26 protein-coding genes are annotated in these 24,174 nt (G+C 71.4%); 9 read left to right on the top strand and 17 right to left on the bottom strand.

The features are described 5' to 3' along the window. Nucleotides 1–115: 115 nt before the first annotated feature. The 3 genes from KK097_RS07285 to KK097_RS18415 all read right to left on the bottom strand — a co-directional run bounded on the left by KK097_RS07285 (nt 116) and on the right by KK097_RS18415 (nt 2,886). The gene (locus tag KK097_RS07285) at nt 116–1,213 is read right to left on the bottom strand and encodes a type I restriction endonuclease (RefSeq protein WP_214544196.1); all 1,098 of its coding nucleotides are present in this window, start codon (nt 1,211–1,213) and stop codon (nt 116–118) included. Nucleotides 1,214–1,293: 80 nt separating this feature from the next. Then, nucleotides 1,294–1,548, bottom strand: coding sequence for a hypothetical protein (locus KK097_RS07280; protein ID WP_214544195.1), 255 nt, complete (start codon nt 1,546–1,548; stop codon nt 1,294–1,296). Nucleotides 1,549–1,689: 141 nt separating this feature from the next. Then, on the bottom strand, nt 1,690–2,886 hold the full coding sequence (locus KK097_RS18415) for a peptidoglycan DD-metalloendopeptidase family protein (protein WP_214544194.1): 1,197 nt from the start codon (nt 2,884–2,886) through the stop codon (nt 1,690–1,692). A 158-nt stretch (nt 2,887–3,044) separates the two neighbouring features. Between KK097_RS18415 and KK097_RS07270 the strand changes: the two genes are divergently transcribed. Then, on the top strand, nt 3,045–4,925 hold the full coding sequence (locus KK097_RS07270) for a gamma-glutamyltransferase family protein (protein WP_439647648.1): 1,881 nt from the start codon (nt 3,045–3,047) through the stop codon (nt 4,923–4,925). A gap of 123 nt (nt 4,926–5,048) precedes the next feature. Here the strand turns inward: KK097_RS07270 and KK097_RS07265 are convergent, their stop codons facing one another. Then, a complete protein-coding gene (locus KK097_RS07265; protein ID WP_214544193.1) occupies nt 5,049–5,219 on the bottom strand; it encodes a hypothetical protein in 171 nt (56 codons plus the stop codon). A 123-nt stretch (nt 5,220–5,342) separates the two neighbouring features. On the opposite strand from KK097_RS07265, the gene KK097_RS07260 reads away from it, so the two are divergent. The 3 genes from KK097_RS07260 to KK097_RS07250 all read left to right on the top strand — a co-directional run bounded on the left by KK097_RS07260 (nt 5,343) and on the right by KK097_RS07250 (nt 7,736). Beyond that, nucleotides 5,343–5,783, top strand: coding sequence for an OsmC family peroxiredoxin (locus KK097_RS07260; protein WP_214530249.1), 441 nt, complete (start codon nt 5,343–5,345; stop codon nt 5,781–5,783). A 113-nt stretch (nt 5,784–5,896) separates the two neighbouring features. Further along, nucleotides 5,897–6,151, top strand: a complete 255-nt coding sequence (locus KK097_RS07255) for a hypothetical protein (RefSeq protein ID WP_214544192.1) — start codon at nt 5,897–5,899, stop codon at nt 6,149–6,151. A gap of 58 nt (nt 6,152–6,209) precedes the next feature. Next, nucleotides 6,210–7,736, top strand: a complete 1,527-nt coding sequence (locus tag KK097_RS07250) for a threonine/serine exporter family protein (protein ID WP_214530247.1) — start codon at nt 6,210–6,212, stop codon at nt 7,734–7,736. Between the two features lie 75 nt (nt 7,737–7,811). Here KK097_RS07250 and KK097_RS07245 read toward each other — a convergent pair whose 3' ends face one another. Then, nucleotides 7,812–8,006: a DUF2795 domain-containing protein gene (locus KK097_RS07245; RefSeq protein ID WP_027467172.1), complete on the bottom strand. Its 195-nt coding sequence runs from the start codon at nt 8,004–8,006 to the stop codon at nt 7,812–7,814. Between the two features lie 90 nt (nt 8,007–8,096). Further along, nucleotides 8,097–8,780, bottom strand: a complete 684-nt coding sequence (locus KK097_RS07240) for a TetR/AcrR family transcriptional regulator (protein ID WP_214530246.1) — start codon at nt 8,778–8,780, stop codon at nt 8,097–8,099. Between the two features lie 171 nt (nt 8,781–8,951). On the opposite strand from KK097_RS07240, the gene KK097_RS07235 reads away from it, so the two are divergent. Further along, the gene (locus KK097_RS07235; protein WP_214530245.1) at nt 8,952–9,269 is read left to right on the top strand and encodes a hypothetical protein; all 318 of its coding nucleotides are present in this window, start codon (nt 8,952–8,954) and stop codon (nt 9,267–9,269) included. 99 nt (nt 9,270–9,368) lie between these two features. Here the strand turns inward: KK097_RS07235 and KK097_RS07230 are convergent, their stop codons facing one another. Further along, nucleotides 9,369–10,295 (bottom strand): SDR family oxidoreductase, encoded by a 927-nt coding sequence (locus tag KK097_RS07230; protein WP_214530244.1) that lies wholly within the window; start codon nt 10,293–10,295, stop codon nt 9,369–9,371. 199 nt (nt 10,296–10,494) lie between these two features. Here KK097_RS07230 and KK097_RS07225 point away from each other — a divergent pair, with 199 nt between their 5' ends. After that, entirely contained in the window at nt 10,495–11,253 is a 759-nt protein-coding gene (locus KK097_RS07225) for a hypothetical protein (RefSeq protein ID WP_214544191.1), read from the top strand. A gap of 32 nt (nt 11,254–11,285) precedes the next feature. Here the strand turns inward: KK097_RS07225 and KK097_RS07220 are convergent, their stop codons facing one another. The 4 genes from KK097_RS07220 to KK097_RS07205 all read right to left on the bottom strand — a co-directional run bounded on the left by KK097_RS07220 (nt 11,286) and on the right by KK097_RS07205 (nt 16,532). Then, on the bottom strand, nt 11,286–12,068 hold the full coding sequence (locus tag KK097_RS07220; RefSeq protein ID WP_214544190.1) for an endonuclease/exonuclease/phosphatase family protein: 783 nt from the start codon (nt 12,066–12,068) through the stop codon (nt 11,286–11,288). Between the two features lie 38 nt (nt 12,069–12,106). Next, nucleotides 12,107–13,609 carry an LCP family protein gene (locus tag KK097_RS07215; RefSeq protein ID WP_214544189.1) on the bottom strand — a complete coding sequence of 501 codons (1,503 nt, stop codon included), beginning with the start codon at nt 13,607–13,609 and terminating at the stop codon, nt 12,107–12,109. A gap of 142 nt (nt 13,610–13,751) precedes the next feature. Next, a complete protein-coding gene (locus KK097_RS07210; RefSeq protein WP_214544188.1) occupies nt 13,752–14,402 on the bottom strand; it encodes a GntR family transcriptional regulator in 651 nt (216 codons plus the stop codon). A gap of 12 nt (nt 14,403–14,414) precedes the next feature. Beyond that, the gene (locus KK097_RS07205; protein WP_214544187.1) at nt 14,415–16,532 is read right to left on the bottom strand and encodes an MMPL family transporter; all 2,118 of its coding nucleotides are present in this window, start codon (nt 16,530–16,532) and stop codon (nt 14,415–14,417) included. A 77-nt stretch (nt 16,533–16,609) separates the two neighbouring features. Between KK097_RS07205 and KK097_RS07200 the strand changes: the two genes are divergently transcribed. Both KK097_RS07200 and KK097_RS07195 read left to right on the top strand, forming a co-directional pair. Next, nucleotides 16,610–17,017, top strand: coding sequence for a MarR family winged helix-turn-helix transcriptional regulator (locus KK097_RS07200; protein ID WP_214544186.1), 408 nt, complete (start codon nt 16,610–16,612; stop codon nt 17,015–17,017). 75 nt (nt 17,018–17,092) lie between these two features. Next, nucleotides 17,093–18,136 carry an LCP family protein gene (locus tag KK097_RS07195; protein WP_214544185.1) on the top strand — a complete coding sequence of 348 codons (1,044 nt, stop codon included), beginning with the start codon at nt 17,093–17,095 and terminating at the stop codon, nt 18,134–18,136. Nucleotides 18,137–18,205: 69 nt separating this feature from the next. Here the strand turns inward: KK097_RS07195 and KK097_RS07190 are convergent, their stop codons facing one another. From KK097_RS07190 to KK097_RS07165, 6 genes are all read right to left on the bottom strand, one after another. Then, nucleotides 18,206–18,892 carry a LysM peptidoglycan-binding domain-containing protein gene (locus KK097_RS07190; RefSeq protein ID WP_214544184.1) on the bottom strand — a complete coding sequence of 229 codons (687 nt, stop codon included), beginning with the start codon at nt 18,890–18,892 and terminating at the stop codon, nt 18,206–18,208. A 302-nt stretch (nt 18,893–19,194) separates the two neighbouring features. Then, nucleotides 19,195–20,346, bottom strand: a complete 1,152-nt coding sequence (rlmC, locus tag KK097_RS07185) for a 23S rRNA (uracil(747)-C(5))-methyltransferase RlmC (RefSeq protein WP_214530235.1) — start codon at nt 20,344–20,346, stop codon at nt 19,195–19,197. 7 nt (nt 20,347–20,353) lie between these two features. Continuing rightward, nucleotides 20,354–21,217, bottom strand: coding sequence for an SMP-30/gluconolactonase/LRE family protein (locus KK097_RS07180; protein WP_214530306.1), 864 nt, complete (start codon nt 21,215–21,217; stop codon nt 20,354–20,356). Between the two features lie 43 nt (nt 21,218–21,260). Next, nucleotides 21,261–21,881: a DedA family protein gene (locus KK097_RS07175; RefSeq protein WP_214530234.1), complete on the bottom strand. Its 621-nt coding sequence runs from the start codon at nt 21,879–21,881 to the stop codon at nt 21,261–21,263. 68 nt (nt 21,882–21,949) lie between these two features. Further along, nucleotides 21,950–22,609 (bottom strand): FadR/GntR family transcriptional regulator, encoded by a 660-nt coding sequence (locus KK097_RS18640; RefSeq protein ID WP_214530233.1) that lies wholly within the window; start codon nt 22,607–22,609, stop codon nt 21,950–21,952. Beyond that, nucleotides 22,606–23,328, bottom strand: coding sequence for an SDR family oxidoreductase (locus tag KK097_RS07165; protein ID WP_214530232.1), 723 nt, complete (start codon nt 23,326–23,328; stop codon nt 22,606–22,608). The genes KK097_RS18640 and KK097_RS07165 overlap by 4 nt, the downstream gene beginning before the upstream one ends. Nucleotides 23,329–23,373: 45 nt before the next feature. Between KK097_RS07165 and KK097_RS07160 the strand changes: the two genes are divergently transcribed. Next, nucleotides 23,374–24,126 (top strand): SDR family NAD(P)-dependent oxidoreductase, encoded by a 753-nt coding sequence (locus KK097_RS07160; protein ID WP_214530231.1) that lies wholly within the window; start codon nt 23,374–23,376, stop codon nt 24,124–24,126. Nucleotides 24,127–24,174 lie beyond the last annotated feature (48 nt).

Genomic DNA, 24,174 nt, shown 5'->3' with positions numbered 1-24,174 from the left:
CAGGCTATCCGCGCCGCACCGCGTCCTCGCACCGTGCGAGCTCGCCCGCGCTCGGTGAGCAGAAATGGTCGGGTGCCCGTGGGCGACCCGACCATTTCTGCTCACGAAGCGAACGTCAGCTCGCGAACCGCTGAGTGGCCTCTCGGATCGCCGCAGCGTGCAGGTAGATGTCATCGAGGTTCTCGATCGGGTGCTTCGTCTCGACCTTGTTCTCGTCGAACAGGCCGAGGTACTTCTGCTTCTTGCCGTTGAACCAAAGGCGTGCGATGGGCTTGCGGTTGTTGTCATCGAGCAGGACGGCGAAGTACGACTTCTGGTCCCGGTGCGCGATGCGGTCGGGCTTGACCTCGCTGCAGGCGATCGCCTTGACGATCTGGTAGCCCTCAAGTTCCTCGAGCGTGGTCTCGATTTCGGTGTCGCGATCGAGGTCGTCCTCAGCCACCGCCGCGCTCGTCATCGCCTCAGCCGGGGCTTCGGCGCCGACCGGAGCACTGTACGAAGCGCCGAGCGCCGTCTTCAACCGATCGTTGACCTGCTCGTTCAGGAACTGCTTCGATGCCTTCGCGACCAGCGTCGTGAACTGGGTACGGGCCTCCTGGGTGAAGCGACCGTCGTAGACGCGCGTGGTGAAGAGGCGCACGAAGTCCTCTTCCGGCTCACGGAACTGCGCAGCGATGGCCCGCTTGATGGACCCGACGTACTTCAGCTCCTCGGCGGCACTGATGACCGAGTCCAGGTCGAAGACGTCCTTGGTCAGCTTGCTGAGCTCCGGCAGCAACGTCTCGTCGATGTCGGCCAGATCGAGGACGAGGAAAGGACGGTCGTCCATCTTGTTCGGCGCATCGAGGTCCGTGTAGAAGTTGTAGACCTCGCCGTTCGTGAGCACCGCGATGCGGGCGTTCGTGACGGAGAAGTACCGGAACAGCTGCGACGCGTGCTCGATCTTCAGCGGCTCGGTCGACTTCTTGCACTCGATGAGGATCTGCACCTCGCCGTCGCGCATGATCGCGTAGTCGACCTTCTCGCCGCGCTTCACACCCACGTCCGCCGTGAACTCGGGCACGACCTCCAGTGGGTTGAAAACGTCATACCCGAGGATCGTCGAGATGAACGGCATGACGAACGCGTTCTTCGTCGCTTCTTCGGTCTGGATGGCCTCGCGCTGGTTCTGCACCTTCGTCGCCAACGCGGCGAGACGCTCTTCGAACTCCATTGTTTCTCCCCTGTGATCGCTGCAACGCTAGTTGACGACCCGTCAGCGATCGACCGATTGTCCCGCCCCCGTTCGTGGGGCTACCGTCTGGCTACTGGACTCGGCAGATCAGGAGAGATTGCGGCCGAGGATGCAGCGAGCGCCGCGGGCTCACCCTCGTGCACGAGCTGATGCACCCGCTGGTACGAGACGCCGAGAACGACCGCGATGCCCCGAAGGGTGAGGCCGTCGTCCTTCAATGAGACAGCGATCGCCCTGCGGAGCGAGAGCGCGCGGGCCTCCTGCACCTCGGCTTCGGCACGCAGCGCGGTGGCTTCTTCGAGCGAGCGCGCCATCGCACCGTGCGGGGCCTCGAACGAGTGAGCAGAAGACGTCGGGCGCCCTGGAGCGACCCGACGTCTTGTGCTCACTCGATGCACGGGGCGAGAACGCGCCGCACGCGCGCGATGTGTGACCGAGCTCGCCCCCACCCCGCCTCAGCGGAAGTGCATGTTCTTCAGCGGGTCGACGAGCGTGCCGTTGCGCCGGGTCTCCACGTGGATGTGCGGCCCCGTCGACTGCCCGGTGTTGCCGGACTTCGCGATCTCGGTGCCGAGCTTCACGATCTGCCCCTGCTTCACCTCGATCTTGCTGAGGTGCGCGACCAGCACCGCGGTCATGCCGTAGGTCACGACGATGTAGTTGCCGTACGCACCGTCGTTCGCCACGGTCTTGGTGACCGTCCCGGTCCCCGAGCCGTACACGGGCGTGCCGACCGGCACCGGGGCATCGGCGCCCTGGTGGTAGCGCGGAACGTGTCCGGCGCCGCGGTCGTCGCCGTACCGCCCGGTGATCTTCGTGCCGTTGACGGGCCAGGCCAGGCCGGTGACCGGTCGGCTCGACCAGACCCGGGTGTCCTTCGCGCCGTAGAGCACGACGTTGCCGTCGACCTGCACGAGCAGGTTGCCCGAGCCGGCGGTGCTGGTGCGGGAGCTCCAGAGCGCGACCTTCTTGCGCGCCGCGTCACGGGTCCAGATGACGAAGTTGCCCTTCGACTGCAGCTCGGCCCAGGCGCCGGGGTGCCCGCCGGTCCGCGACTGCCAGACGACGCGACCGCTGACCTTCTGCACCAGGTTGCCGTCGGTGCGCATGTTGAGGATGCGCGTGTTCGAGGTGTCGGACCGCAGGACGGTCCCACCCAGGATGGTGTTCCCCGACGGGACGCGGTCCTGGTACCCGTTCCAGCTCACGACGACGGTCTTGCCGGCGAGCAGGGCCATCGTGCCGTCCGCACGCACCTTCATCGCCGTCGAGTTCGCGGTGCCGGCCGAGGCCCAGCGGGCCACGCGCTTGCCGTTCTTGGTGATGTCGAGGGCGCGGTTCTTGCCGATCACGGCGATCGCACCGGAGTTGCCGGCGGTGTTCGACGCCCACAGCACGCGGTTGCCGATGCCGTACTCGACCAGGTTGCCGTCGCCCTGCATGATGAGCTTGAACTGGCCGTTCGGCGACGTGATCTGGTCGCCGGGCAGGATCTTCGTGCCTGCCGGCGCCGAGCCGACCCACACGGCGGAGGCCGCAGCCGGTTCGGCTGTCGCCACGAGCGCCCCCGCCGCGAGTGCCAGTGCCATGACGGCGCCGACGATGCGTGGGAGTCGGCGCGCACGTGCGACGGTCGACGGAGTGGTGGTCATGGATCCCCTGCCCTGGAATCGACCACACGAGCGCGCGGCCGTCGGCGCTCGCCCTGCACGAGTCGCCGAACGATGTTCGCTTTTCTGCACGGGGTGCACAACCCCTTGGACTGGGGGTAGGCCGCGCGGGATCGATGCCCTCGGGACAGGATGGGACCATGCCGACGCCGAATCCCGCCTTCGTCCCGCCCACCCCGCACACCACGCGACCGGACCTGCAGGGCACGTTCGGCATGGCGGCCGCCACCCACTGGATCGCCACGGCGACCGCCCAGTCGGTGCTCGAACGCGGCGGCAACGCCTTCGACGCCGCCGTCGCCGGGGCCTTCGTCCTGCACGTCGTGGAGCCGCACCTGAACGGCCCCGGCGGCGACCTGACGGCGGTCTTCGCGACGGCCACGAACCCGGCGCCGACGGTACTGGTCGGTCAGGGTCCCGCCCCCGCCGCTGCGACACCCGAGCACTACCGCGCCGAAGGCCTCGACCTCGTCCCCGGCTCCGGCGCACTGGCCGCGGCCGTTCCGGGAGCGGTCGACGCGTGGTTGCTCCTGCTCCGTGACCACGGCACGTGGGAACTCGCGGACGTCCTCGCGCCCGCCGTCGGGTACGCCCGTGACGGCCATCCGGTCGCACCTGCGGTGGTCCGGACGATCACCGCCGTGCGGGATCTGTTCCAGCAGCACTGGCCCACTTCCGCCACGCAGTGGCTGCCTGGAGGCGCGGTGCCGGCCCCCGGGGACCTGGTGCGCAACGAGGCACTCGCCGCAGTGCTCGAGCGGCTGGTCGACGCCGGTGACGGTGCCGGCAGCCGGACCGGCCGCATCGACGCCGCCCGGTCGGAGTGGGCGGAGGGGTTCGTCGCCGAGGCGATCGACCGCTTCGTCCGCGAACCGCACCCGCACGCGTCGGGCACCGACCACGCCGGCGTCATCCGTGCGTCGGACCTCGCGGCGTTCCGGGCGTCGTACGAACCCGCGACGACCGCGGAGTTCCGCGGCTGCACGATCGCGAAGACCGGGCCGTGGGGCCAGGGGCCGGCGCTCCTGCAGACCCTCCGGCTGCTCGAACCGCTCGACGACCCCCTGCTCGACCCATCGACCGAGCTCGGTGCACACACCATCGTCGAGGCGCACAAGCTCGCACTCGCCGACCGTGAGGCGTTCTACGGCGACGGCGAGGTCCCGATCGACGTGCTCCTGTCCGACGCCTACGCCGACGAGCGCCGCGCCCTCATCGGCGAGCGGGCGTCCGCGGAGTTCCGACCGGGCACGATCGCCGGGGCGGAGCACGCGCTGCCGCCGGTCCGCACGTCGTACGGGTCCGGCGTGACGGCCGGCCTCGGTGAACCCACCCTGCAGGTCGCTCGTGACGCCGAAGCCGACACCCAGGTCCCGCCTGCAGCTCCCCTCGAGGACCGCGGCGAGCCGTTCGTGGCCCCCGACGGCGAGACCCGCGGCGACACGTGCCACATCGACGTCGTGGACCGCTGGGGCAACATGGTCAGCGCGACCCCGTCCGGCGGATGGCTGCAGTCGTCGCCGACGATCCCCGAGCTCGGGTTCTGCCTCGGCACCCGCCTGCAGATGACCTGGCTCGAACCGGACACCGCGTCGACCCTGCGACCCGGCGAGCGCCCCCGCACCACGTTGACCCCGACCCTGGTGCTCCGTGACGGGCAGCCCGTCGCCGCGCTCGGTTCCCCCGGCGGTGACCAGCAGGACCAGTGGCAGCTGCTGTTCCTGCTGCGCTGGATCGTCGGCGGGTACTCCCCGCAGCAGGCCATCGACGCGCCCGCGCTCCACACGACGTCGTTCCCGGGCTCGTTCTGGCCGCGCACCTGGGAGCCAGCAGGCCTCGTCGTCGAGGACCGCCTCGGTGACGACGTCATCGCGGGGCTCGAGGCACGCGGACACGTGGTGACCCGCGGCGGCGACTGGAGCCTGGGCCGGCTGTCGTGCGTCACCCGCGACCCGGAGACCGGGGTCCTCGGTGCCGCCGCGAACCCCCGCGGCGCGCAGGGCTACGCCGCGGGACGCTGACCCCGCGGCGCGTTCCTTCCCAGAACACCCGCGCTGGAAAGTCGAATCGGGCGTACCTGGTCAGAACTCCCGACCAGGTACGCCCGATTCGACCATGTACGCCCGCGCGAACGCCCCGGTGAGCTACCCCTGTTGCAGAGCGGGCTCAGGCAGCACACGCCGTCCGGCGAACAGGCCGCGGTCGAACCGGGCGCCGCCAGGACGCGACGACCGCGCCACCACCGGGTTCGCCACGTCGGCCGGGCCCTGCTCGAGCACGGACTCGCGGAAGGTCGTCGCGGTGCTGTCCCCCATGCGCCCGATCGTAGGGCGGACCTGCGTCTTCACCGTGAGCCCGTTGCGAGAACGATCGTTCTCCGATTGACTCAGGAGCGGTGGTCCCGTTCGGGGCCGCTCCCCCACACGAAAGGAGCGGGCATGCCCACTCGCACCGCACGCACCGCCTGGAACGGCGGCCTCGAGGACGGTTCCGGCCAGGTCGAACTCTCGAGCTCGAAGGTCGGCACGTACGACGTCTCGTTCCCGAAGCGCACCGCCGAGGAGGCCGGTGGCACCACGAGCCCCGAGGAGCTCATCGCCGCCGCGCACTCGGCCTGCTACGCCATGCAGTTCTCCGCCGTCCTCGGCGAAGCCGGCGGCACGGTCGAGGCCCTCGACGTCAAGGCCGACGTCTCGCTCGGCCCGGACCCGGCCGGCGGCTTCCGCCTCACCGGGATCGTCCTGACCGTCAGCGGCGAGGTCTCCGGCATCGACGAGGCCGCCTTCCTCAAGGCCGCCGAGGACGCCAAGGCGACCTGCCCCGTCAGCAAGGCGCTGACCGGCGTCGAGATCACGCTGCACGCGACCTTCGAGCAGTAGCGAACGCAGCGCAGTACGCGCGAGACGCGACAACCGTCACCACGTGACGGACGGGAGGCCCGGTGCCAGCTGGCACCGGGCCTCCCGTCCGTCGTCCACCTACGCTGGGTGCCGTGCCCCGATTCCTCGCCACCCCGACCCTCGTCGCCCTCTGGCTCGGCCTGCTGGCCGTCGTGGCCGGGATCGTGTTCGTGCTGACGGCTCCGCCGTCGTCCTTCGGGTGGTTCGCGTACGCCCCGCTGTCCGACTACGCGTTCGTCGCCGGTGACCAACCGTGGCAGCTGACCGTCGGACCGGTCCTCGTGCTGGTGGGCGCGGTCGTCGCGGCCTTCGCCCTCGGTCGACTGAGCACGCGCCGCCGGGGCTGATCCGAAGGCGTCCAGCGGACGTCCGGACTCGAGCCCGGCGGACTGGCACCATGGCGGGATGGCCGAGCAGCACCCCCCGGGCCCGCACAAGCCGGGCCGCCCGCCCCGGCCTCGCCGCCGCAGCCTGGCGCAGCACGACCTGCGCGACGCGCGGGCCCGCCTGCGCGGCACGATCTACGAGCACGTCGAGCCCGACGCCAAGGGGCGCGACCAGTACACGGCGACGCAGATCGTCGACTTCTGCCTCGACCTGGCCGAGGTGATGCTCGCCTCCGGTGCGGACACGCGCAGCGTCGAGACGGCCGTCGTCGCGGTCTCGACGAAGTGGAACCTCGCGCCGCTCGACCTCGACTTCTCCGGCAGCTCGGTGACGATCCAGTACGCGCCGGCCGACGTCCCACCGCTCGTCAAGGTCCGCACCGTGCGGTCGGACGGCTCCGACCTCGACAAGCTGGCACGGGCGAACCAGATCGTCGACGACCTGATCCACGACGACCGCGACATGACCTCGGCGGTAAACGCCCTCGTCGCCGTGCTGCGACTCCCGCCGCGGTGGCCGATGTGGTTGTCCGACGTCGGCCTGTCGATCCTCGGCATCTCGATCGCGGTGCAGGCCGGTGGCGGCTGGCGGGCCGGACTCGGGGCGTTCGTGCTGATGCTCGGGATCATCGTCTCCGGGCGCTGGCTGACCGACCGGGGGTACCCGCAGTTCTTCGTGTCCGGGGCGCAGGGCGCGGTGGCGTCGGCGATCGGCACGCTGGCGATCTGGGCCGGGGTGCTCAACGCGAACGGTGCTGCGACGATGGTCGCCGCGCTCGTCGTGCTGCTGCTGCCGCACCCGTCGCTCGTGACCTGGGCGCAGGACGCCATCTCCGGGTTCCGGGCGATGGCCGTGGCGCGGGCGTTCTACATCGGGCTGGTCATCGCGGCGATCGTGGTCGGGGTCCCGGCCGGGATCGCGATGACGCACTGGCTGAAGATCGAGGTCGACCCCTCCGGCATCGTGACGCAGACCCTGCCGCTCTGGGCATCGCTGTCGCTGACCGTCGTGTCGGCCGCGGCGAACTGCTTCGTCCAGCAGGCCAGCGCCCGTGTCATACCCGTCGCCGTGGTGTTCTCGGTTGCCGCCGGTGCCGCGCTGTGGGCGTTGCGGCAGGCGGGGCTCCCGCTCCTCGGCGCGACGTTCCTCGCGGCGGTCCTGCTCGGCGTGCTCTCGACCTACGCGGCCGTGCGGATGCGGACGGCGGTTGCGGCCATCGCGGTGCCGGCGTTCTGCGGAGCGCTGCTCCCCGGTGTCGCGGTGTCGAACGCCCTGCTGAACTTCATGTCCGGGTCGTCGAGCGCGGCGCTCGACTTCGTGGCGGCGGTGTCGGTGGCCCTGGGGATCGGCGCGGGACTCGTGCTCGGCGGCCTGTTCGCAACACCCGGTGCCCGTCGAGCGCTCCGGCGCACCCGCCGCGTCGTCGTGCACTCGGTCCACAACGACACGACCGCGCTCCGGGTCATCCGCGACACCGGGTACGACCCCGGCGACGGATCGGTGCCGCGCGGTTCGCGCTCCGGCGGAGGCGGCGGCGTTTCGTGAGCAGAAGACGTCGGGTGCGATCGTGCCACCCGACGTCTTCTGCTCACTGGACGCGATCGAACGCGCCGACCGACCTCAGCCCGCGTCGGAGACCGCGCTCGACACCGCGGTCGGAGCGTCGTACTCGCCGTCCGGGATCGCGCGGAGCGCCTCGAGGACGTCGTCCGGCGCCCCCTCCTGCTCCGCGGTGGAGACCACGTCGTCCTTCGACGCCGGGTAGTCGATGCCGCTCAGGTACTTCTGGACCTGGATGGGGTTCGGTGCTGCCATGTCGGTTCCTTCCGTCAGGTTGCGACTCCCTGGAGTACCCGCGGGAGCCTGCACGACGACGGAGGAACGCGCTCCGCGGACGAACCCCGGTCAGAGCTCCCAGCTGCCCGAGGCGTCGTCGTTCCACATCGCCAGACGGCGGGCGGCCTGCGGCTCGTACCGCTCCATCCAGCCCCGCTCGAGCCGGGCGACCGCACGGTCGAACGCCGGCACGAGGTCGAGCTCGGAGCGCAGCAGGGCCTGCAGCTGGAGTCCCTCGTACAGGGCGATGAGCTGCTCGGCGCCGCGGCGGGGGTCCATCGTGTGCGGCGCACGACCGATGGCGATGTCGCGCTCGAGACCGCGCTTGATCTGGGCGGCGAAGAGCTGGTAGCGGGACCGCAGGTAGGTCGCCATCGGGTGGGCGGGGTTGCCCGCGACGGACAGCAGGGCGACGAGCAGGCGCATCAGGGCCGGGTCCTCGGCGTTCGAGGCGACGATCGCACGGAGCAGGTCCACGGTCGAGCCGTCACCGACCTCGCGCGTGACCTCGTCCATCCGGGCGCCGTTCCAGCGGTCCAGTGCGGCGAGGACGAGACCGTCCCACGACGGGAAGTGCTGCTCGAGCTCGGCGACGCTGATGCCCGTGCGCTCGGCGACCTGCACCGCGCGGGCCTCGTGGAAGGGGACGTCCCGGAGCAGGTCGACGGTGGCGCCCACGATCATGATCCGCAGGTGCAGGGTGGCCGCGGCGGCCGCAGCCGCCCGGGTGTCGGCGCTGGTGTGTTCGAGCATCGTGCCCTCCGTCGTCCCCGGACGTCCTGTCCGTGCCACCCCGGGTCCGGGGTCGGGTCCATCCAAACGCAGAACGGGGGACACCAGAATCCCCGGTACGGGTGTCAGCACAAGGGAGGACAGACGACCACGTCGAGCGGGTTCGCGGGCGTCCGTGCGACCATGCCGGACATGACCCCGAACGACCCCACCGCGCAGGGACTCGCGACCATGGCCTCGGCCGGGTTCGAGTTCGGCGGCGATCCCGACCAGGTGGCGCACGACGTCCGGGCCATGTGGGACCAGCTCGGACGGCCCGCCGGCGCGTTCGAGGCTGCGGCGCAGGCCATCGCCGTGCTGCCCCAGCGCCCCGAGGTGCCGATCGCCGACCAGGCCCGCCGCCGTGCGTTCGAGCACGCGATCGGCATCAACCCCGTCGAGGTCGAGCTGGCCGCCGCCCTGTCCGCGCGCGAACTCCTGGAACGGATGGCACGCTCGGTCAGCTGCTGACGCGGACGAGGCGCCGTAGGCCGGACCACACGGACGACGGAAGGCGCGGTACCCACCGGCACCGTGCCTCCCGTCAGGGCCCCGTCAGGAGCAGGCGCCCTACGGCGTCGGCATCCCGCCGTCGACGTGCAGCGTCTCGCCCACGACGTACGACGACTCGCCGCTCGCCAGGAACACGTAGGCCGGCGCGAGCTCGGCCGGCTGCCCCCAGCGGCCCAGGTAGGTCTGCTCACCGGCGCTCGGCAGCGCCTCCGGCGGCTGGCCGCCCGCCGGCTGCAGGGGCGTCCAGATCGGACCGGGGGCGACCGCGTTGACGCGGATCCCCTTCGGCGCGAGCTGCGCGGCCAGGCCCTTCGCCATGTTGTTCACGGTCGCCTTCGTGGCCGCGTAGTGCACCAGGTGCGGCGACGGCGCGTAGGCCTGGATCGACGTCGTGTTGATGATCGTCGAACCGGGCTGCAGGTGCGGGACCGCGGCCTTGGTGATGCGGAACGTCGCGTAGGCGTTCGTCTTGAAGGTCTCGTCGAACTCCTCGTCCGAGATCTTGGTGATGTCGTCGACGTTCTGCTGCTTGCCGGCGTTGTTCACCAGGATGTCGAGGCCACCGAGCTGCTCGACGGCGTCGGCGACGATCTGCTCGCAGACCTCGAGCGAGGTGATGTCGCCGGGCAGGGTCACGGCCTTGCGGCCGGCCGCCTCGATGAGGCCGACGATGCGGTCGGCGTCCTCCTGCTCCTCGGGCAGGTACGAGATCGCGACGTCTGCGCCCTCGCGCGCGTAGGCGATGGCGACGGCGGCACCGATGCCGGAGTCGCCGCCGGTGACGAGCGCCTTTCGGCCGGCCAGACGCCCGGACCCGCGGTAGGTGTCCTCACCGTGGTCGGCGGGGACGTTCTGCGCCATCTCCGCGTCGGTGCCGGCACCCTCGAGGTACTGCTCGTCGGGCTTCTTGTCGGCGTACATCTTCGTGGGGTCCTGCATCACGTACTGGTCAGGTCCGGTCTGGTCGTTCTGCTGGTCCGTCATGCCGCCGACGGTACGCAGGGGGTCGCTGCGGACCGTCCAGGAGGCTGTCCCCCGGTGCGCCCATCGGCCTGCGCCCGCCGTCCGCACCGGTTCACGAGCCCCGGGTGCGTGATCCTCGTTTGTCACGGTCCGGTGACGGGCAGGCTCCGATTCGGTAACACCTGTCGTTCTGTCCTCGTCGAGGCCGTACCGTCGAACGGTGACTCCTCGGACCCTGCTGGCGCTCGGCGCCGCCGCGCTGGCCTTCTCGGCCGGTGCGCTCGCGTTCGACGGCGTCACCGGCATCGGCGTCGAGACCGCCGTCGCGGCCGAGACCTCGCACGACGCCGCCCCGGTGCGCGTGACGAAGGCAGATCTCCGGAGCGTCGACTCGATCGAGCTCGACGCCGAGGCGCTGGTCCTGCGCGACGGGGACGACACCGTGGTGAAGTCCTCGATGCGCGACTCCGGCCTGACCGTGAGCCTGCTGAACCGGCTGCTCGGCACGCCCTCGCGCACGCAGACGGCCGAGGGCGACGGCGGCGCGTGCTTCCCCGCCGGCACCACCTACACGTGGGGCGGCGCCATCCGGGTCGCAGCTCTGACGACCGACGCCGCGGCCGGCAACGCCGTCGAGATCCGGGTGCTGCGCGACTCGGTCCGCAGCATGCTCGGCGGGCGCATCGACCTGACCGGGCCGCACGGCGTCCAGGTGGGCGACGACATCGCGGACGAGATCGCCGACGCTCCCCGTTCGGAGCGGGTGTCCTACGGCTCGGACGACTCGCGTGCGTGGCAGCTGCTCCTGCGCGAGGGCTGGGCCGCCGAGCCGGACGACGAGCGCGCTGAGCAGGACACCGACGAGTCGAGCTCGAAGGCGGAGGACTCCGGCACCAACGGGGTCTCCGCCCTGACGAACGAGACGACCGTCACGGTGCTCGGTTCGCCGATGCCCGTCCACGCGCAGCGGAGCTGCTGACAGCGAGCAGAGCGCGGAGCTGCTGACCGCTCTCAGATGCGCAGCGTCGCAACCACCGGGAAGTGGTCGCTGGCGAACCAGGTCTCCGGTCCGTCGTGGTCGATCACGACACGGTCCACGCCGCCGACGTCACGCGTGAGCACCCAGTCGATCCGCTCCCCGGAGTCGACGGGCGGCTGCCAGCCGTTGAAGGTGGCGGTGCGGTCGGACGGGTCCCCCGCCGTCAGCCAGGCGTCGTCGAACCCGGCCTCGGCGAAGACCCCCGACGCCGCACCGGTCCCCGCGGGTTCGTTGCAGTCACCCGCGAACACGACCGGCCCGGTGGTCCCCGCCAGTCGTTCGGTGATGAGGGCGGCGCTCCGGCCCCGGACCTGATCACCGTGCGGACCGGGCTCGTGGTCGAGGTGGGTGGTGAGCAGGGTGAACGTCGGCCCGTCGGCGTCGAGGAACCGGGCGTGGTTCGCGATCCGCGGGTACAGGCTGCCCCAGGTGTTCGAGACGGGCTCGTCCGGGGTGTCCGACAGCCAGAACGACCCCTCGTCGGACGGCCGGAACCGCTCGCGGCGGTAGAACACGGCCGCGTGCTCCCCGGCGTCGCCGCCCTCGCGCCCCTGCCCGACGTCGGCGTGGTCCGGCAGCCCGGCGCGCAGGTCGTCCATCTGGTGCGCGAACGCCTCTTGCACGCACAGCAGGTCGGGGTCGTGCCGGCGGATCACGTCGAGCACGACCGGCAGGCGGGCCGGCCAGTCGTGCGCGGGGTCCGGGTTCTTGATGTTGTAGGTCATCAGGACGATCGGGCGTGCGGCGCTGGTCACCCCACGAACCTACCGACCGGTTGCCCGGCGGGTTCCCATCAGTAGATGCAGGTGCTGTCGTTGCCGTAGTTGTGCACGTCGGTCGACTTCGGCGACGGCTCCTTCGCGGGCTTCTTCGTCGGCTTGGAACCCGAGTCGGACCCGCCGGTCGCCGGCGTCGAGGCACCGGTGCTCGGTTCGGTCGCGATCGGCTTCGCGGTCGTGCCGTCGGTGCCGAGCACGAGGGTGACCCCGGTGACCGCACCGGTGCGGACGGCGACGGCGCCGGGCACCGCGGACGCGACGGCCTTCGCCTGCGACTCCTGTCCGGCGGGGTACTGCACCTGCGTGGTCTTCGTGGTGGCGGACGAACCGGCCGGGGCGACCTGGAACCCGCGGGCGGTCAGGACCTGCCCGGCGGCCGTGGCGGCGCCCTCGACCCCACTGCCGTTCAGCACCGTGACCGACGTGCTCGCGGGCTGCGCGCGGCCGGCCTTCGTGTACGCCTCGGGCTGGCCCACCAGGCCCTGCACGAACGCGGGCAGCCCGACGGTGTCGACCTCGACGATCGACAGGGCGGAACCGTTCACGTAGATGGTGGGGGTGCCGAGCGTGGGGATGGTGGCGGACTGGATGTTGCCCGGCCGCAGGTTGCGCATCTGCGACGCCAGGGACACCAGGTCGGTGTCGGTCTGGATCGAGTCGCCGACCGCGCCGAGGATGTTGTTCATCTTCACCGGGTTGAGGAGCGTGCCAGCCGACAGGACCTTCCGGGCCTCCTGCGACAGGAAGTACTGCTGCCGCACGTTGCGGTCGAGGTCACCGTTCGGCAGACCGTGACGCTGCCGCACGAAGGACAGTGCCTCCTTCGCGTTGAGCGAGGACTTGCCCGCGGGCAGGTTCAGCCCGGAGAAGGGGTCGTTGGTGGCCTGCTTCAGGCAGACCTGCACCGGCCCGAGCTCCTTGACCACCTGGTAGAAGCCGAGCAGCGAGACCCGGACGTAGTGGTCGATCGACAGGCCGCTCAGGTTCTCGATGGTCTTGATGAGCAACTTCGCACCACCGGTGTCCCCACCACCGTTGAGCGTGCCGTAGTAGAAGGCGCTGTTGAGCTTGCCCTTGCCGACGTTCGGGATGTCGACGTACGAGTCGCGGGGGAACGAGATCATCGTCGCCTGGCTGCCGTCGGCGTTGATGTGCAGCACGATCATCGTGTCGGTGTTCGTCGCACCGCCGTCGTCCTCGGTGCTGAGTTCGGCGAGCTGCTCCGGGGTGGCGTTGTCCGGGCGGTGGTCGTCACCGACGAGCAGGATGTTCTGCGCCTTGCCGTCGACGTCGTCCTTGTCGCTCTTCGTGCCGGCGATCGCGTCGATGCGCGTCACCCCGCTCTGGAGGCGGTTGTAGGCGAAGGCCGCGTACCCGCCGCTCAGCAGGAGGGCCATGGTGAGCACCCCCGCCACCGCCGGGAACACGACGCCCGCGCGTCGCTTCTGGCGCCCGTGGCGCGGCGTCGCGGCACCGCGGTGTGCGGGCTCGGTCGTCTGCTCGGGTTCGTTGCTCACCGGGAAACCATAACCGGCGCACGCGCAGCCGACATGGGATGCGCCTGGAAGGTCACCCCGTACTCGCCGTCACCCCGGGACGGGAGGCCCGTGGCGGCGCCGCCACGGGCCTCCCGTCCGTCTCCTGGTCGCGCTGGTCGCGCTAGTCGCGCGACGGGAGCAGGTGGATGGCTTCCATGGCGAGTTCCGCCGCGATGGGGTCCTTCGCGACGACGGCGTCCTTCAGCTTCGTCAACTCGGGCAGGATCACGTCGGCCGGCAGGAGCTCGGCGAGCTCCGGCACGCGGAGCTTGAAGGAGAGCCCGTCCGTGGTGGAGTCGCAGAGCTGCACGAGCGACGGGTTGCCGCACGCGTCGGCCCACATCGAGTAGATGCCGGCTCCGTCGCGCGCGACCTGGTCCTGCTGGTCGGCGCTCACCCGTGCGTGCACGTCGTCGAGCATCTTCACGATCTTCTTGCGCTGCGCGTCCGTGAACCGGGGCACCGCGAGCCGCACGACGCCGCCGTAGATCACGCCGAGGGTGCGGTACGCGTCGAGGAGCTCATCCTTCGTCGGTGCCGCGACCCGGGTGTAGCGGTTCGGAGCCATCTCGATCAGACCGGCTCGGGCCAGCTCGGCGAGGGCTTCGCGGATCGGGGTGCGGGAAACCCCGAGCCAAGCGATGAGGTCGTCGTCGTTGAGCCGTTCTCCGGGCTCGAGCGTGCCGTCCATGATGGCGTCGCGGATCTTGTCCTGCACCGTGTCGCGGAGGAGCTTGCGCTCGGCAGCGGGCTGCGTCGAGGGAACTGGCATGGGCCTAGCGTGTCACATGTCAGGGTTCGTGCGCGAGAGGCGCGACGGCCACCAGGCGCGGCGCCCGAGGTCGTACGCGAGCGCCGGCACGAGCAGCGACCGGACGACGATCGTGTCGAGCAGGACACCGAACGCGACGACGAACGCGATCTGCACGAGGAACAGGATCGGGATGACCCCGAGGGCGGCGAACGTCGCGGCGAGCACGATGCCCGCCGACGTGATCACCCCACCGGTCACCCCGAGTCCGCGCAGGACGCCTTCGCGTGGACCGTGCTGCAGCGCCTCCTCGCGCACCCGGGTCATGAGGAAGATGTTGTAGTCGACGCCGAGGGCCACCAGGAACACGAACGAGTACAGCGGCACGCTCGGGTCGGCACCCGGGAAGTGGAACACGTGGTCGAAGACGAGCGCGCCGACACCGAGGGCCGCCGCGAACGACACGATCACGCTGCCGATCAGGACGAGCGGCGCCACGATGCTGCGGAGCAGGAGCATCAGGATCAGCAGGATCACGACGAGCACCACGGGGATGATGAGCGTGCGGTCGCGGATCCCGGTGTCGTTCGTGTCGACGGCCGTCGCGGTGACGCCGCCCACGACCGCCTCGGGGTCGACCCGTTCGACGGCGGTGCGGAGGGCACGGACGGTCTGCTCGGCCGCGTCGGAGTCGGCCGGGTCGGACAGGGTGGCCTCGAGCAGGACGTCCCCCCGCGAGACGGTGGGCGTGCCGCGGCCCGGGGCTGCGTCACCGGTCACCGGCACGGTGCCGGCCGGGGCGTCCTTCGCCGCGGCGACGACGCCGTCGACGCCGTCCACCGCGGTGATCGCGTCGACGAGCTGGTCGAGGTCCCGCTCGGCGCCGATGACCTGCGCCGGGCTGCCGGAACCGCCCGGGAAGTGGTCGGCGAGCACGTCCTGACCGTCACGGGCCTGCGATGCCCCGATGACCAGGTCGCTCTGCGGGACTCCGTCCGCCCTGAGTCCGAAGAGGCCGGCCCCCATCGCGAGCAGGCCGACCGTGCAGACGATCCACACCACGCGGGAACGACGGGCGACGAGCCGGCCGACCCGGGCCCAGACGCCGCGGGCGTCCGGACCGGTGAGCACGGGGTGCGCACTGCCGTGGACCGGGCGCAGCGGCCAGAACGCCGCACGGCGGAAGGCCAGCAGCAGCGCGGGCAGGAGCGTCAGGGCGGCGAGCAGGCTGAACGCGATGCCGATCGCCGCGACCGGGCCGAGCGCCTTGTTCGAGTTGAGGTCCGAGAGCAGCAGGCAGAGCACCCCGACGATCACGGTGCCGCCCGAGGCCAGGATCGGCTCGAGGCTCCCTCGGAGGGCCGCCTTCGTCGCGTCCCAGCCGGTGCGGTGGTCGCGCAGGGCCTCGCGGAAACGTGCCGTGTAGAGGAGCGCGTAGTCCGTCGCCGCCCCGATCACCAGGATCGACAGGATGCCCTGCACCTGCCCGTTCACGGTCACGACGTCGGCCTTCGCCAGCCACCAGACCACCAGGATCGAGGCGCACAGGGCGAAGGTGGCGGTGCCGAGCACGAGGATCGGCAGCAGTGGCGAGCGGTAGACGATGATCAGGATCACGAAGACCGCGGCGAGCGCCACCCCGAGCAGCAGCCCGTCGATGCCCGCGAAGGCCTCGGTCAGGTCGGCGGTGAACCCCGCGGGGCCGGTGACGGAGCCGCTGACACCGGACGGGAGCGCGTCGTCGACGTCGGCCCGGATGGCCTCGACCGCCTCCCCGGTCTCGGCGTCCTGCGTGAGCGTGGCGACGATCTCGACCGCGTCGCCGTCCTCACTCGGGATCACCGGGCTGACGGCCTCGACGTCCTCGCGGCCGGACAGCGTGGTGGCCAGCGTCTTCGCGGCGGCGAGGTCGTCCGGCGACAGGCCACCGTCGCGCTCGAGGACGATGATCGCGGGTGCCCCCGACTCGTCGCGGAACTCGGAGGACCGCTCCTGCACCGTCGTGGCGTCGGCCGACGCGGGCAGGAACGAGGTCTGGTCGTTGGTGGAGACCTCGGAGATCTTGCCGAAGAAGGGACCGCCGACCGAGGCGATGCCGAGCCAGACCACGATGACGAGCGCGGGGAGGACGATGCGGAGGAAGCGGGACACGTCGGCGAGCGTACACCGATCGTCAGCATGCTGATTACTTGACGGTCGGGCGCATCTGCCGACCATAGAATCACGACATGGAGGACACGATCGAGCAGTGGCCACTCGGGCGCCTGCTGTCCGCGGCCGCGCGGTCCGTCGAGCGGGACTGGGACGAGCGCCTCCGCGCCATCGGCCTCTCGCACGCCGCGGTCGTCGCGATCGACATCCTCATCCGGACCGGGCCGACCGGGGCCGACACCATCGCGCGCACGGCCCGGGTCCAGCCCCAGACGATGTCCCGCACGCTGGAGCGGATGGAGCGGGACGGACTCGTCGAGCGCTCCCCGCACCCGGCCGACCGCCGGCGCCGCGTGGTGAACGTCACGCCCACCGGCCGGACCGCCTGGGAGACCGCGCGACACATCGAGCGCGAGGTCCTGCCTGAAGACCCGGCGCTCCGGACGGCACTGGGCGAACTGCTCGCCGGACCGAAGCCCGAGTGAAACACTGTTCCTGAAATACCACATGCGATAAGATCCTGTGGTCGGTGCGCGCCGACCTGACCACAGGAGCCCCGCATGTCCGAACGCCGAGCCGCCCGGGCGGCCGCAGCACACACTCTTCGCGCCACCGGTCGCAGCACGCGGCGACGGAGACCGTTCCTGGTCGCCCTGGTCGCGACGCTCGGCTCGCTCGTCGGTGTCGCCCTGGTCATCGCCGTCGTGGCGAGCGTGTTCGTCAGCGGTCTCGCGCGGAGCTTCGACGCCGGTCGCGACACCATCACCGACCCGTTCCCGAGCGGTGCGCGGCCGAGCACGACCAGCGGTGAGAACATCCTGCTCATCGGTTCCGACACTCGCGCGCAGGGCGGCCCCGAGGGCGCGCGGCCCGAGCTCGGCGGACGCTCCGACACCCTGATGCTGGCGCACGTCCCCGCCGATCGACAGCACGTGTACCTGATGTCGATCATGCGCGACTCCTGGGTCGAGGTCCCCGGACACGGACGCGCGAAGATCAACGCCGCCTACTCCTGGGGTGGGGTCGCCCTCACCACGGAGACCGTCGAACAGCTCCTGGACATCCGGATCGACCACGTGGCGGAGATCGACTTCGCCGGGTTCGAGGGCATGACCGATGCCCTCGGCGGCGTCACGGTCGACTCCCCCCGGGCGTTCTCGGCGCGCGGCCACGACGTCACGGCCGGGGCGAACCGGCTCGACGGGGCCGCAGCACTCGCCTTCGTCCGGGAGCGCTACGCCTTCGCCGACGCCGACCACACCCGGGTCCGCAACCAGCAGGCGTTCATGCGTGGCGTCGTGGACGGGCTGCTCTCCCGCGGCACGGTCACGAACCCCGGGCGCATCCAGGACTTCGTCGCCGCGACGAGCGAGCACCTGTCGGTCGACGCGGGGTTCTCGTTCGCACGGATGGTGGAACTCGGGTGGTCGCTCCGGGCCGTCCGGGCGGACGACCTCGTGACCTTCACCGTGCCGACCGCGGGCTCCGGGACGTCACCGGACGGGCAGTCGGTCGTCACCCTGAACGAGCTCGCCGTCGGGTCACTGTCCCAGGCGCTCCGCTCCGACGACGTGGCTGGCTGGCTCGCCGACAACCCGCAGTAGCGCCGCACGCGCGACGGCGCCCCACGACTCGGGGTCATGGGGCGCCGTCGCGTTCGGTCTGCGGAGAGATCAGGCGGGGAGCTGGAGCTCCTGGCCGGAGTAGATCAGGTTCGCGTCATCGATGGTCGACGTGTTCGCGGCCCAGAGCTGCTTCCAACCGCCCTCGATCCCGAGCTTCGTCGCGATCGTGTCGAGCGTGTCACCCGAAGCGATCGTGTACGTCTTGCCGCTCGTCTTGACCGGGGCCGGCTTGCTCGGCGTCGTCGCTGCCGGGGCCGGCGTCGACTCGGTCGTGCTCGGCGCGGCCTGCTGCGGGGCAGCCTGCTCGGCGGGAGCCGGTGCCGGAGCGGCGGGCTGCGGGGCGGCCTGCTCGGCGGGGGCCGGAGCAGCGGCGGCGGGGGCCGCACCGCTCGTGCCGCTCAGCCCGAGCTGGGCGGAGCAGGCGGGCCAGGCACCCCAGCCCTGCGAGGCGAGGACGCGCTCGGCGACGGCGATCTGTGCCTCGCGGCTGGCGGAGGCGGGGTTGCCCGCGCCGCCGTTCGCCTGCCAGGTGCCGAGGTTGAACTGCAGGCCGCCGTAGTAGCCGTTGCCGGTGTTGATGGCCCAGTTGCCGCCGGACTCGCACTGCGCGAGCTGGTCCCAGGTCGAGCCGGACGCTGCGTTCGCGGGCGTCGCCGCGAGGCCGACACCGGTCGCGGCGATGCCGGCGAACGCGAGGCCGCCGACGATGGTGCGGGTACGGGAAAGCTTCTTCATGTGATTGCTCCACCGGGGTCACGAGCCGCATCTGCTGCGGAATCCACTGCCCACCCCGACCGATCGCGGTCAGTTGTGGGGTGCGCCACCGGGGGCAGTGGTCATCGGGCCGGCGGCACCTCGGTCGGCAACCATAGGAAACTCTTCACCGTTATCAAACCGAGACAAACGGTTCTACCCGTTCATGCTATGTACCCCTACCCCGAACCTGAACGTCCCGATCCCCGTGCCCATGGTGATCGCGGCGTACCCGGGTACGGCTCCTTGGCAATTCCCTGGCAATGCCGATCGGGTGGTCGCGATCAGGACCGGGAGAGCAGGGTCACGGCCTCGAGGTGCCCGGTCTGCGGGAACATGTCGAGCACCCGGGCCCGCCGCAGCCGGAACGACGGCATCCGCGCCAGGTCCTTCGCCAGGGTGACGGGGTTGCAGCTCGAGTAGACGACGTGCTGCACGTCCGACTCCTCGAGCCAGGTCGACAGCCGCTCGCCGATCCCACGGCGGGGCGGGTTCACGACGACGAGCTCGGGCACCGCGTCCGGACGGGTGCGGAGCGCGTGCTCGGTGGCGTCGTCCGCGGCGAACCGCAGGCCCTCGAGCCCGGCCTCACGGGCGGACTGCGCTGCCGACCGGATCGCCTCGGCACTCGTCTCGATGCCCGTCACCGCACGGCCCGGGCGCGCGGCGTGCAGGGCGAACCCACCGACGCCGCAGTACAGGTCCCACATCGACGCAGGGTCGAGTTCGTCGATCCACGCTGCTGCCTGCGCGTACAGCTCGGTCGCGACGCCGGTGTTCGTCTGGAAGAAGCTCTGCGGGCGCAGGTGCATCGTGATCCCGCCGAGACGCATCGGCAGGGTCTCCTGCTCGGTCAGCACGATCTCCCGGTCACCCTCGGTGACGGCCTTGTGCTCGGGCAACAGGTTCGCGGTCACCACCACCACGTTCGGCAGCGCGGCGCGCAGGGCGTCGAGGTGCCGGCGGAGCCGTGGCAGCTGCCCCTCGGACCGCAGGACGAACCGGACCATGAGTTCGCCGTCGGGCGACTCGGTGACCAGGACGTACTTCAGCTCACCCCGGCGAGCGCCGACGTCGTACGGGATCAGCCCCGCGGTCGAGACGAACTCGGCCAGGACGGGCAGCGCGTGCCGGATGCCGGGCGTGCAGATACCGCAGTGCCGCAGGTCCACCCCGCGCTGCCGGTGGTCGAGGATCCCGACGGTGGGGTGCTGGACGGACCCCCCGACGACCATCTTCGCCTTGTTCCGGTACCCCGACTCCGGGCTCGTGATCGCCGGTGACCACGTGACCGCACCGGGTCCGCCAGCGGCCTCGACGGCGTCGTGCAGGAGTTCGCGCGTCCGGAGTTCCTTGTCGAGGACCTGGTCGGCGTAGGGCTGACCCATGAGCGTGCACGACCGGCACACCCCGCGGTCGAAGTAGTCGCACTGCATGGCCGAGTCAGGATACGGCAGCGTCCCGCGTCGTCGTGGCGATCCGGTACACCGACGTCGTCGCCGTCAGGAACAGCGTCGTGCCGTCGTCGCCACCGAAGCACAGGTTCGACACGATCTCGGGAACGGCGACCTCGCCGATCCGTGCACCCGCCGGGTCGAACACGACGACGCCACGGTGGGACGACGACCAGACGTTGCCGTGCACGTCGACCCGGATACCGTCCGGGGCACCTTCGCCCGACTCGAGCCGCGCGAACACCCGGCCGTTCTTCAGCAGCTCGCCGCGGCGGTCGTACGCACGGATGACCGGTTCGTCGCCCGAGGAGCTCGCGATGTACAGCACCCGCTCGTCCGGGTCGAACGCCAGGCCGTTCGGCTCGTCGAGGTCGGTGGCCACCGGGCGCAGGTCGTCACCCGTGGGTCCGCAGCGGAACACCCAGTGATCGCCGTACTCGCGCACGCCCGGGTGTCCCTCGCGCGGCTGGGTGATGCCGTAAGCGGGGTCCGTGAACCAGACGCTGCCGTCCCGCGCGACGACGACGTCGTTCGGGGAGTTGAACCGGACCCCGTTCCACGCGTCGACGATCGGCGTGACCACGCCGTCGCGGTCCCGCTCCACCCGGCGCAACCCGTGCGAGCACTGCACGACGCTGCCGACCCGGTCGAGGGTGCGGCCGTTGGTGAACTCGACCCCGTCGGCGTACACCGAGGTCTCCCCGGAGTCGGCGTGCCACTGCAGGATCCGGTCGCCGGGGATGTCGGACCACCGCAGCGTACGCGTCGACGGGATCCAGCAGGGCCCCTCGGCCCAGGTGCTGCCGGTGGCGATGCGCTCGAGCGCGTCACGGTCCGGCACGAGGTCGTCCAGCAGCACGGGTTCTCCTTCGAACGGGGTGCCCAGCCTACGTTCGTCAGGCCGCGGCCGCCGCCTCGCTCCGTCGTCGCACGGCCTTCTCGATCGCGGAGATCGCGAGGCCGAGCAGGATCGACGCCACGACCGCGAGGGTCGTGACGAGGAAGGGCTGCTCGCGGCTCCAGCGCCCGGTGGCCGAGGCGATGCCGACGCAGTACGCGGCCCACACGACGTCGGCGAGCACGCAGCTCAGCAGGAACCGTCGGAGGTCGAGTCCGCTGTCCGCACCGACCAGGTTCGTCGTCAGCCGGCCCATCGGGATGAAGCGTCCGAGCACCGCGATGCGCCCGGGAGCAGCACGGTAGCGGCCGTCGATGGCGTCCCGTGCCGCGCGGACCTTCGGACGCGCGAACCACGACCTCGAACCGAGGTCGACCGACCGCGCCAGCTGGTAGAGCCCGAGGTCGCCGAGGACCATCCCGATCGACGCCGCGACGACGAGGAAGAGCACCGGCAGGAGCCCACCGTCGCCGCCGACCAGGAGGGTGCCGATCGCGACGACGAGTGCCTGGCTGGGGAGGAAGACCGCCACACTGCCGACGGCGAGCACCAGGCCGACCACGAGGAAGGCCCACGGGGTGCCGACGAGCTGGACGACCAGGTCCTGTGCTGCGTCCACGACTCACCCTCCACGGGCACCGGAGGGAGCGCACCGGCCTCCATCTTCGCAGGTCAGCGGCGCGCCGCTCACGTGCGGTCGACGATCGCCCGCATCGCCGCGGCAGCGTCGTCCGGCCGTCCGTCGACCACGGCACCGGCGAGCGCGAGGTGGAGGCCGACGTCGTGCCGGTCCGGACGGATGCTCCCGCGCTCCAGCAGGACCTGGCCCACGACGCGGTGCAGGCGTCGGTACAGCGCGTTCCCGGACAGGTCGAGCACGAGCGTGTGGAGCCGCACGTCCGCGATCACGAAGTCGAGGCGGTCGTCGCGGGTCGCGGCGGCGGCGAGCTCGCCCGCGGTCGTGCGGAGGGCCTCCCGTCGGTCCGCGCACTCGTCGAGCGCTGCCCGCCGGGCTGCTGCGGCGGCGGCGGCGGGTTCGACCGCCGCCCGCAGCTCGCGGAGTTCGACCGCCACGCGGTCACCGTCAGGACCCCGCAGACGCCAGCGCACCACGCGCGGGTCCAGGACGTCCCACTCCCGCACGCCGAGGACCGTCACGCCGACCCGGCGCCTGGCGGTGAGCAGGCCGAGGGCGACGAGGACACGGACGGCCTCGCGGACGATGCTGCGACTGGCGCCCGTCCAGACCACCAGGTCGTCGACGCTCCGGCGGCTGCCCACGGCCACCTCACCGGAGACGACGGCGGCACCGACCTGGTCGAGGACCCGGTCGAAGGTGCTCGTCACCGCTGCGACACCGGGCTGACCACGAGTTCGTCGACCCGTACGTGCTGCGGGGCTTCGAGCACGAACGACACCGCACGGGCGATGTCCGCTGGCTGGAGCATGGCGGACCGGGCCGCGGCATCCGGCACGGAGGGCCGCTGGTCGAGGAAGTCCGTCGCGACGTCGCCGGGGCACAGGTGCGTGGCACGCACGCCGTGCTCGGCCTCCTGCTGGTTGAGCGTCCGGACGACCGACGCGAGCGCGGACTTGCTCGCCGAGTAGGCGACACCTGCCCCGGGCTGGAAGGACCACCCGGCGTAGGACGACACGACGACGACCACGCCGCCGGACGACCGGAGTGCGGGCAGTGCGGCGTCCACGACCGTGACGACCGCGGTGAGGTTCGTGTCCACGATCGCGCGGAAGTCGGTGAGCGACTGGTCGTCCCACCGGCGCCGCGGGGCGTTGAGCCCGGCCGCCAGCAGGAGCCCGTCGAGCCGCCCGTGCCGCTCGAGCACGGTGTCCCGCGCGGCTGCGACGGCGTCGGGCTCGTTCGCGTCGAGGGGCAGGACGTCCGCGGTTCCCCCGGCGTCGCGGATGACACCCGCGACCTGCTCGAGCCGGTCGGAACGGCGCCCGCTGAGCACCACCGTCCAGCCGTCCCGAGCCGCCGCCTCGGCGCTGGCGGCTCCCATGCCGCTGCCCCCACCCGTGACCCAGAGCACGCGCTGATCCGTCATGCTCGAATAGTATGCCTATTCAAGGCACCGACGACGGGAGCAACGATGCACCTCGACCTGACCGACCGCGTGGTGGTCGTGACCGGCGCAGCGCGCGGGATCGGCCGCACGCTCGCCGACCGCTTCGTCAGCGAGGGGTGCCGTGTCGTCGCACTCGACCTGGCCTTCGAACCGGACTTCCCGCTCGACCACGTCGTGTGCAACGTCGCCGACCCGCAGTCGGTGCACGACGCCGTGGACGAGGTCGTCCGGCGGCACGGCACGATCGACGTGCTGGTGAACAACGCCGGCATCAACGTCACGGGCACGGTCGCCGAACTGGAGTGGGACGCCTGGCGCCGCTGCATGGACGTCAACCTCGGTGGCACGTTCCTGATGAGCCAGGCCGTGGCTCCGGTGATGCAGGCGGCCGGGCGCGGTCGGATCGTCAACGCCGCCTCGTTCGCGGCGATCGTGCCCAGCGTCGGGAGCGCGGCCTACGCGGCGTCGAAGGCCGCCGTCGTCTCGTTCACCCGGGTCCTGGCGTCGGAGCTCGGCCCGTGGGGCATCACCGTGAACGCCTACGCGCCGGGGATGGTGCCGACGGCGATGAACGGCTTCGCGACGATGCCGGCCGACGCGCAGGACCGTCTGCTCGACACGCTGTCCCTCCGCCGGTGGGAGACCCCGGACGACGTCGCCGACCTGCTCGTCTTCGTGGCGAGTGACGCTGCCGGGTACATCACCGGCACCCTGCTCGACGTCTCCGGCGGCAAGCTCGCGACCCAGATCCCCGCTCGCGCGCACGGCCGGACCTGAGCGGGCGGCTGTCCGGCCGCACAGGTTCTCCACATGGCCTCCTCCGTA

The organism is Curtobacterium flaccumfaciens, assembly GCF_018598405.1.
GTDB lineage: Bacteria > Actinomycetota > Actinomycetes > Actinomycetales > Microbacteriaceae > Curtobacterium > Curtobacterium aurantiacum.
This window is presented reverse-complemented; position numbering and strand designations above follow the sequence as displayed.

Bases quoted from the DNA above. Each gene is read 5' to 3' on its own strand.
- KK097_RS07285 (WP_214544196.1), bottom strand. From the start codon at position 1,213: ATGGAGTTCGAAGAGCGTCTCGCCGCGTTGGCGACGAAGGTGCAGAAC.
- KK097_RS07280 (WP_214544195.1), bottom strand. From the start codon at position 1,548: ATGGCGCGCTCGCTCGAAGAAGCCACCGCGCTGCGTGCCGAAGCCGAG.
- KK097_RS18415 (WP_214544194.1), bottom strand. From the start codon at position 2,886: ATGACCACCACTCCGTCGACCGTCGCACGTGCGCGCCGACTCCCACGC.
- KK097_RS07270 (WP_439647648.1), top strand. From the start codon at position 3,045: ATGCCGACGCCGAATCCCGCCTTCGTCCCGCCCACCCCGCACACCACG.
- KK097_RS07265 (WP_214544193.1), bottom strand. From the start codon at position 5,219: ATGGGGGACAGCACCGCGACGACCTTCCGCGAGTCCGTGCTCGAGCAG.
- KK097_RS07260 (WP_214530249.1), top strand. From the start codon at position 5,343: ATGCCCACTCGCACCGCACGCACCGCCTGGAACGGCGGCCTCGAGGAC.
- KK097_RS07250 (WP_214530247.1), top strand. From the start codon at position 6,210: ATGGCCGAGCAGCACCCCCCGGGCCCGCACAAGCCGGGCCGCCCGCCC.
- KK097_RS07245 (WP_027467172.1), bottom strand. From the start codon at position 8,006: ATGGCAGCACCGAACCCCATCCAGGTCCAGAAGTACCTGAGCGGCATC.
- KK097_RS07240 (WP_214530246.1), bottom strand. From the start codon at position 8,780: ATGCTCGAACACACCAGCGCCGACACCCGGGCGGCTGCGGCCGCCGCG.
- KK097_RS07235 (WP_214530245.1), top strand. From the start codon at position 8,952: ATGACCCCGAACGACCCCACCGCGCAGGGACTCGCGACCATGGCCTCG.
- KK097_RS07230 (WP_214530244.1), bottom strand. From the start codon at position 10,295: ATGACGGACCAGCAGAACGACCAGACCGGACCTGACCAGTACGTGATG.
- KK097_RS07210 (WP_214544188.1), bottom strand. From the start codon at position 14,402: ATGCCAGTTCCCTCGACGCAGCCCGCTGCCGAGCGCAAGCTCCTCCGC.
- KK097_RS07200 (WP_214544186.1), top strand. From the start codon at position 16,610: ATGGAGGACACGATCGAGCAGTGGCCACTCGGGCGCCTGCTGTCCGCG.
- KK097_RS07195 (WP_214544185.1), top strand. From the start codon at position 17,093: ATGTCCGAACGCCGAGCCGCCCGGGCGGCCGCAGCACACACTCTTCGC.
- KK097_RS07190 (WP_214544184.1), bottom strand. From the start codon at position 18,892: ATGAAGAAGCTTTCCCGTACCCGCACCATCGTCGGCGGCCTCGCGTTC.
- rlmC (WP_214530235.1), bottom strand. From the start codon at position 20,346: ATGCAGTGCGACTACTTCGACCGCGGGGTGTGCCGGTCGTGCACGCTC.
- KK097_RS07165 (WP_214530232.1), bottom strand. From the start codon at position 23,328: ATGACGGATCAGCGCGTGCTCTGGGTCACGGGTGGGGGCAGCGGCATG.
- KK097_RS07160 (WP_214530231.1), top strand. From the start codon at position 23,374: ATGCACCTCGACCTGACCGACCGCGTGGTGGTCGTGACCGGCGCAGCG.